Origin of the sequence: Colwellia sp. BRX8-5 (assembly GCF_014077325.1) — a bacterium.
Classification (GTDB): domain Bacteria; phylum Pseudomonadota; class Gammaproteobacteria; order Enterobacterales; family Alteromonadaceae; genus Colwellia_A.
The window spans coordinates 21,084-28,652 of the sequence record NZ_JACGVR010000044.1; the positions used below are offsets into that span (position 1 = coordinate 21,084).

At 38.7% G+C, this 7,569-nt stretch carries 7 protein-coding genes and 4 tRNA genes; all 11 read right to left on the reverse strand.

Annotated features, from left to right (window positions below; genetic code table 11):
- Positions 1–105 precede the first annotated feature (105 nt).
- The gene (locus H4J62_RS18650; protein WP_182218112.1) at positions 106–804 is read right to left on the reverse strand and encodes an anti-sigma factor domain-containing protein; all 699 of its coding nucleotides are present in this window, start codon (positions 802–804) and stop codon (positions 106–108) included.
- Positions 801–1,331, reverse strand: a complete 531-nt coding sequence (locus H4J62_RS18655; protein WP_182218111.1) for a sigma-70 family RNA polymerase sigma factor — start codon at positions 1,329–1,331, stop codon at positions 801–803. Before H4J62_RS18655 ends, H4J62_RS18650 begins: the two co-directional genes overlap by 4 nt.
- A gap of 248 nt (positions 1,332–1,579) precedes the next feature.
- Positions 1,580–1,669 (reverse strand) — tRNA-Ser (locus H4J62_RS18660).
- Positions 1,670–1,929: 260 nt separating this feature from the next.
- Positions 1,930–2,973 (reverse strand): quinolinate synthase NadA, encoded by a 1,044-nt coding sequence (gene nadA, locus H4J62_RS18665; protein WP_182218109.1) that lies wholly within the window; start codon positions 2,971–2,973, stop codon positions 1,930–1,932.
- Between the two features lie 738 nt (positions 2,974–3,711).
- A tRNA-Lys gene (locus H4J62_RS18670) sits at positions 3,712–3,787 on the reverse strand.
- Positions 3,788–3,877: 90 nt separating this feature from the next.
- Positions 3,878–3,953 (reverse strand) — tRNA-Lys (locus tag H4J62_RS18675).
- A gap of 83 nt (positions 3,954–4,036) precedes the next feature.
- A tRNA-Lys gene (locus H4J62_RS18680) sits at positions 4,037–4,112 on the reverse strand.
- A 162-nt stretch (positions 4,113–4,274) separates the two neighbouring features.
- Positions 4,275–5,087 (reverse strand): tol-pal system protein YbgF, encoded by an 813-nt coding sequence (gene ybgF, locus H4J62_RS18685; RefSeq protein ID WP_182218107.1) that lies wholly within the window; start codon positions 5,085–5,087, stop codon positions 4,275–4,277.
- Positions 5,088–5,099: 12 nt separating this feature from the next.
- Positions 5,100–5,645 (reverse strand): peptidoglycan-associated lipoprotein Pal, encoded by a 546-nt coding sequence (gene pal / locus H4J62_RS18690; protein ID WP_070376300.1) that lies wholly within the window; start codon positions 5,643–5,645, stop codon positions 5,100–5,102.
- A 52-nt stretch (positions 5,646–5,697) separates the two neighbouring features.
- Positions 5,698–7,044 carry a Tol-Pal system beta propeller repeat protein TolB gene (gene tolB, locus H4J62_RS18695; protein WP_182218105.1) on the reverse strand — a complete coding sequence of 449 codons (1,347 nt, stop codon included), beginning with the start codon at positions 7,042–7,044 and terminating at the stop codon, positions 5,698–5,700.
- Between the two features lie 56 nt (positions 7,045–7,100).
- Positions 7,101–7,569 (reverse strand): cell envelope integrity protein TolA (gene tolA / locus H4J62_RS18700; protein ID WP_182231361.1); only part of this gene is annotated, 469 nt, incomplete at its 5' end.

Genomic DNA, 7,569 nt, shown 5'->3' on the forward strand with positions numbered 1-7,569 from the left:
CAATATATTTACAAATTATTGACTTTTGTCAGCATGAAACAACAGATAAAAAAAACGAAACTGTCGTTTCGCTTTTTAATATTCGCAGTAAAAGATAAAGAGTAACTAAAGAATAACCAGTTCTGAAGTATATAAGACAGTGGTTGGTGAACCATTTGGTGAACCACCTAATGGCTCTAAGCTAACCGCTAAAGCCGCAATCTCAATCTGATCAAATAACTGAGGTTTACTTAAAACTAACTTACCACTTTTAGGTAGCAAGCCTAAAGAAATCGGAGGCCGACCGTCTGCTGCCACTATCCATAACTGATAATCAGCATCTGACTTAGCTATTAACTTCTTGGTCGCTTGCACGCTAATAGTGTCTGCACCAATTTCTAGCGCCCATAATAAGTCGGCTTGTTCATTACTCATTAAAGCAAGTTGTTGAACCTCAGGCTGAAGTGGCGGTTGAAAGCTAAATAACAACACAGCAAGCACTATTGCAGCCGCTGAAGCTAAACCCGCAATACCTTGCCAAACTCGAGGCTTAGACTTAGTTATTGCCACAACATTACTTTTTATAGGCTCAGCTACAAATCCTAATTGATCTTCGATACGCTGCCAAACAGCTATGTCTGGGGTAACCGGTGGAATTTTTTGCCCTAAGCCGTTGAGGTGTTGCTCCCATGTTTGAGTTGCATCACTGATCAGTGGAAATTGCATCATCAATTTTTGAAAGCGCTGACGAGCAGGGCCACGTAGAGTACCCAGCACATATTCTGCTGCAAGGGCGTTTTTGAGGTTTTCAGATTGATAATTCATGGTGTTAAGCAACTCTGTAAGCTCATAAGACCACGTCTTATCCAGCTTTTAATTGTACCCAAAGGGTTATTTAGGTGTTTAACCACCTCTTGATGAGAACAGCCATTGAAGTAGGCTAAATAAATAGCTTGTCGTTGTTGAAGATCTAACTGCTGTAAACATTTGTCGAGTAAGAGTTGTTCTGAATCACTTATTTTCTCACTAGTATCAAGATCAAAACTTTCATTCTCAATGAGTTCATCCTCTTTTCTAATTTTATGATAACGTAAAATGTCTAGTGCGCGATAACGCACTATGCTGACCATCCAAGTCAACACTGTGCCTTTACCCGTTCTATATTCAGACGCGTTATGCCAAATGCGGACATAAGCCTCTTGCAGAGCTTCTTCGGCTAATTCTTTCCTAGATAACATTTTCAGACAGACTGCATAGAGCTGTTTACTGGTCGCTTGATAAAGTTTCGAAAACGCTTGTTTATCACCTTGGGCTGACGCGCCAAGTAACGCTAAGTGCTGTTCATGTTCCATTATTTATTGCTCTTTTTTTAAGGAAAATTACATATACTCAAAGATAGTAACCTAAACAATGGTGATTTATCTACAATCCTCTTACTAATAATTTTGAACAAAAGTCTAATAAACATAAATAATTTATCACCTATATCAGCATGAATATTGAGGAGATTAATTTATAGGAAGATAGGTGAATATAAGATGGGCTATTTTTTTAGGTATAAAAAAACGGACACTTCAAGTGAAGTGTCCGTTTATTAATGTGGCGGTGAGCGAGAGATTCGAACTCTCGAAAGGGATAAACCTTTACACGCTTTCCAGGCGTGCGCCTTCAGCCACTCGGCCAGCTCACCAATTTTTTCACTAACAGGCTAATTTTATTGAGATGAATTAGCATGATAATTTTATCTATTAAAGACATTTTAAAACAAGTCTTGACTCGCTACTCAGAGAATCTACTGCGTAAAAAAATAACTTTATAAACACTTTAAACTTATAGACATGCCATAAAATAAAGTTGCGCTATGGTAGGTAAATTTAATAGCCAACACAACTTAATTTTAATAAAAAGAGGCCAACTGATTACTTTACCAGCAAAAAATCACCTTAATGGTTATTTACTGGCTAAAGCGTTGTTAAACGTTAGCATGCGATCCAATGACTGCAATGCACCATCGCGAAGTTTCATGTCTACAAACACTTCTCTGCCTAATGGATTAAGCAATGCGTCTTCTATCTCTTTTAAACCGTTCATTGCCATCCATGGGCAATGGGCACAACTTTTACAGGTTGCGCCTTCACCCGCTGTTGGTGCCTCAAAGAATTCTTTATCTGGGCATAGCTGCTGCATTTTATAAAAAATACCACGGTCTGTTGCGACGATAAACTTTTTATTGGGCATCACTTGAGCAGCTTTAATTAGCTGGCTGGTTGAACCAACAGCATCAGCAAGCTCAATAACATCTGCAGGAGACTCTGGGTGCACCAAAATGGCAGCATCTGGATGCAAAGCCTTCATATCCTTTAACGCTTTGCTTTTAAATTCATCATGAACGATACAAGCACCCTGCCACATTAACATTTCGGCACCCGTTTGCTTTTGAATGTATGCGCCTAAATGACGGTCAGGTCCCCAAAGAATTTTTTCACCTTGCTCATCAAGGTGTTCAATAATTTCTAACGCACAAGAAGAGGTAACGATCCAATCCGCTCTAGCTTTTACCGCCGTTGAAGTATTCGCATACACAACAACAGTTCTGTCAGGGTGCTGGTCACAAAAAGCAGAGAACTCTTCGATAGGGCAGCCTAAGTCTAATGAACAAGTTGCTTCGAGTGTTGGCATAACCACGGTCTTTTCAGGCGTCAGTACTTTCGCGGTTTCGCCCATAAAACGAACACCAGCAATAATTAGCGTTGTTGCTGGATGATTGTTGCCAAAGCGCGCCATTTCTAAAGAGTCGGCGACACAGCCACCCGTTTCTTCAGCTAAAGCCTGAATTTCGGGATCGGTATAATAATGAGCAATAAGTACCGCATTTTTCTCTTTCAATAAAGTTTTAATACGATCTTTATATTGGCTACGTTCATTATCTGAAAGTGGAGCTGGTTTCGCTGGAAATTGAAAATCAAATTCTACGGCTAAATTACTTTGCGACATTATTTATCTCTGATTATCTCTTTAAATACCACGCAATTATACGATATAGATATCGCGATGTGTATAAGACTTTTAACTATTAAAGATTAAAACAAGATAATACAGGATGGTATTTTATTGAACATGTAACTTTTGAATTAGATATTAATTAAGGATCGCCTTGAAGTTAAGCGTTTACCTTAAGGACTTACTTTAAGCAGTGTTTGGCCATAAAAGATTTGACCCTTGGAATCAACCGGCTTAACGTTTAAAAGCATCGGCTTTTTGTTGTTTGCTATCTGACTTATAAATTTAGAAATTAACTATTTAAGAAGTGGTCGGCCGTGAAGGGGTTAAACCTTCGAGTTAATCGGCTTAACGGTTAAAAGCCTCGGCTTTGGTATTTGTACTATCTGACTTATAAATTTAGAAGTGGTCGGCCGTGAAGGATTTGAACCTTCGAGTTAATCGGCTTAACGGTTAAAAGCCTCGGCTTTGGTATTTGTACTATCTGACTTATAAATTTAGAAGTGGTCGGCCGTGAAGGATTTGAACCTTCGAGCTAATCGGCTTAACGGTTAAAAGCCTCGGCTTTTTGTTGTTTACTATCTGACTTATAAATTTGGAAATTAATTATTTAAGAAGTGGTCGGCCGTGAAGGATTTGAACCTTCGAGTTAATCGGCTTAACGGTTAAAAGCCTCAGCTTTAGTTTTTGTACTATCTGACTTATAAATTTAGTAATTAACTATTTAAGAAGTGGTCGGCCGTGAAGGATTTGAACCTTCGACAAATTGGTTAAAAGCCAACTGCTCTACCAACTGAGCTAACGGCCGACATATAAACTGTGGTGTTGAGAATCATCATCAACTAATGCAAAAATCACTAATATACTAATATTGCATTGTACTTGTTAAGAAAGAAGTTGGTCGGCCGTGAAGGATTTGAACCTTCGACAAATTGGTTAAAAGCCAACTGCTCTACCAACTGAGCTAACGGCCGCCATATTTTCTTTTTTTCGAAATGAATTTCGAATCTTACAAGGTGCTTCTTTTTCTTTATAAGAAATAAACATTATAAAGAAGTGGTCGGCCGTGAAGGATTTGAACCTTCGACAAATTGGTTAAAAGCCAACTGCTCTACCAACTGAGCTAACGGCCGACATAAGTGCTAATTCACACTGCGTTGCACTAGTGCCTCAACGCGACGCATATAATACTCATAATTTTTTTTAGTGCAACCTTAAATTCAACTTATTTCTTATTAATTGACTACTTGCATAAAAAGAAGGCAGTTAGTGTAAGTTATCGTCGCTTTTATTGGTTATAAATTTTCTAACCTAGGTTTTGCTAGTTGAGCCGCACTTGAATCTGGGTATTGTGCGAGAACTTTCTGATACCAAATTTTTGCTGCTGCGTTATTATTTAGCTTTTGTTCAACCATCGCCAACTTCAACATTGCATCGCTTCGCTTGTTTGAGTCGAGGTATTGTTCAACCACTAAATTAAATTCATTTTTTGCTTTGGTGTATTCAGTTTTATTAAATAATAGCTGTCCTAACCAATAATGTGCGTTGGGTGCATAACTAGAATTTGGGAACTTTCGATTAAACGCTTGAAATTCAGGGATCGCTTTATCGTATTGTTTGTCTTTTAAAACTAAATTTACCGCGCTGTCATATGCTTGGTTTTCAGTTAAATTCGTTGAATAATTTATTGAAGCGTCTGAAGAGGCTTTTGCTGGGGCTATAATCGCCGCAGGAACGTTATTCTCAGGTTTTAATGCTTCTGTTACCCTACGGTCAAGCTCTTGATATAACTCACGCTGTCGATTCAAAACTTGACTAAGCTGATGAGTATGTAATTCAGTAACACCACGTAATTCATTCACTTCATTTTGAAGTTCATCAAGCTGTCGCTGCACCTTGACTTGGGCACGATTACGAGCATCAAGTTTACGTTCAAGATTAACCAACTTCTCAGCCATTGTCTCTGGTACTGAAGAATTGTATTGCGAAGGGCTACTTTTAATTGCACCCGTCTTGGTTATATCTATAACGGGAGCAGATTCTGCTGCCACTACCGCAAGGGTAGTAACAGCAAAGGACATCCCGAATAAAAATTTATTCAGTTTCATTTCTATCCTTGATTAGTAAACTAATACCGCACGACGATTTTTAGCAAATGCGTTTTCACTACGGTCTTTAATCATTGGCTTTTCTTCACCGTAGCTAACAACACTTAGCTGTGCAGATGAAACACCCATATTTTCTAAATAAGTTACTACCGCTTTGGCACGACGTTCGCCTAAAGCAATGTTGTATTCAGGCGTACCACGTTCATCGGCATGACCTTCAACTAAAACTTTCATGCTTGAGCTTTTGTTTAAAAATTTAGCATGTGCATCTAAAATAGCAGAAAATTCAGTGCTAACTGTAGAGGTGTCAAAATCAAAATAAACGATGTGCTCAGCACGAAGTTTTTCTAATGCTTGACGTTGTTGCTCTTCAATTTCAGCGGCACGTTGTACGGCGCTTACTTGAACATCAGCAGTATTATTTTCAATTACTGAAGACTCTTGAGCATTAGTCGCTACATTGCTTTGTTCATCAGTTTCTGAATTTGAACTACAAGCAGATAAAGCCAAAATTGGCAAAGCAATCGCAAGAGCTTTCACAGTTTTATTCAAACGCATTATAATTGTCCTTATTTTTCTAAAGTTATGTTTTAAATTAATGTTTAATTTTTTATAAAAATGGTGACCAAGCAGGTGCTTTTACTTCACCATCAGCCGCGGGTAAGCGCGCTTTAAATCTTCCATCTACAGATACTAAACTAAGCACTTGCCTATTATTGTGTAAAGTACTGTAGATTATCATGCCACCATTTGGAGCTATGCTCGGCGACTCATCTAAACGTGTTTTAGTCAGAACTTGAAAAATTCCTGACGCCAACTCTTGTTTAGCTAAATGATAATTCCCTCGTGTTCTGTTCACCATAATTAGTTGGCGACCGTCAGGTGTAATTGAACCACCAAGGTTCATTTCACCATCAAAGGTGAGTCGTTTAACACGACCATCGACTAAATTTACGCGATAAAGCTGAGGTTTACCACCCCGTTCTGAACTAAATACTAATGATTTTCCATCAGGGCTCCAACTTGGCTCTGCATCTATCGCTCGATGACGGGTGATACGACGTAGTTTTCTTGTTGCTACTTCCATAACATAGAGCTCTGAATTGCCATCTTTAGATAACATCATCGCAAGTTGATTACCATCGGGTGACCAACGTGGCGCACTATTTATACCAGGGTGATCGCTGATCATAGTACGCTTTCCGGTATAAATATCTATAATATATATTTTTTGTTGGTTATTCTCAAATGTCGAGTACGCTAACTGATTGCCACTTGGATGCCATGAAGGTGACATTAACGGCTCTTTAGAACTCAACAAAACGTGCTCATTAACACCGTCATAATCAGCCATCACTAACTGAAAAGGAAATTCACCTTGGTCTCGCACTATCACATAAGCAATTTTGGTTAAAAATGCACCTTTACTGCCGGTTAACTTTTCATAAATAACATTACTGATGTGATGTCCATAACGACGAAATTGGTCAGCATTAATCTCAAAAGCACCCTCAGCATAAATATGATCAGAAGTTTGAACCAATTCTCCATTGCTTAGCATTTGCGATTGTCCACCGGTGATTTGCCCGCGAATAACATCAACCAGCTGGTAGCTTATTTTGTAACGACTAATACCTATTTGATTAATTTCTCCAACAACAACCGCTTCAACGCCCTCATTTGCCCAAGCTGAATAATCAATGTCTTGATCAGAAAATGGTGTTTGTGGAAAACGATTATTTTTTATCGGGTTAAATTTACCGCTGCGCAATAAGTCTTCACCAATAATAGACGATATATTTTCTGGGAGTGGCTCTAGTCCTGTCCATTTAAAAGGTACAACAGCGATAGGTCTAGCGCTATCAATACCCTCGGTAATGACAATCTCAAGCGTTGCAAATGCACTATTTGAAATCAGTACGATAAAGAAAATGAAGGCTACTTTAAATTTATTCATATATTTTACTATTTTCTCAGTCATGGGTTATTTTTCATTGAATATAAACTGAACCATTAAAATTCAGGCACCACTGTTAGGCTAATCGTACGCATTTCTTTAAATACTTCGGGGTCTTTAGACACAGGTAATGTCCCTGCTTTATAAATAGCCGTCTTTGAAGCGCTACAAACTACTTGGTCCCCTTTGCCAATAACAACGTTGGTTACAAAACCTGATGGTGCAAGACTTATGGTTAATTTACAAGACTTACCTTCCATAGTGCTGCGGTCGGTGATCAAGTTTCCTTGAATGGTTTGCCTTATAAGGGCGGTAAACCGACCAACCTCACTCATTGTTTGCTGATATCGGGCTTGTTGTCTAACCGCCATTTCTTCAGCCATTTGTTGCTCTAACATTTCTTGCTGTCGAGCACGCTCTTGAGCTTCTTGCTCTTTACGTTTACGCTCTGCTGCTTTTTTCTTGAGTAAATCATCGGCTTTTTTGGCTGCTATTTCTTCTTTTAAGCGCTTAGCTTTTGCATCA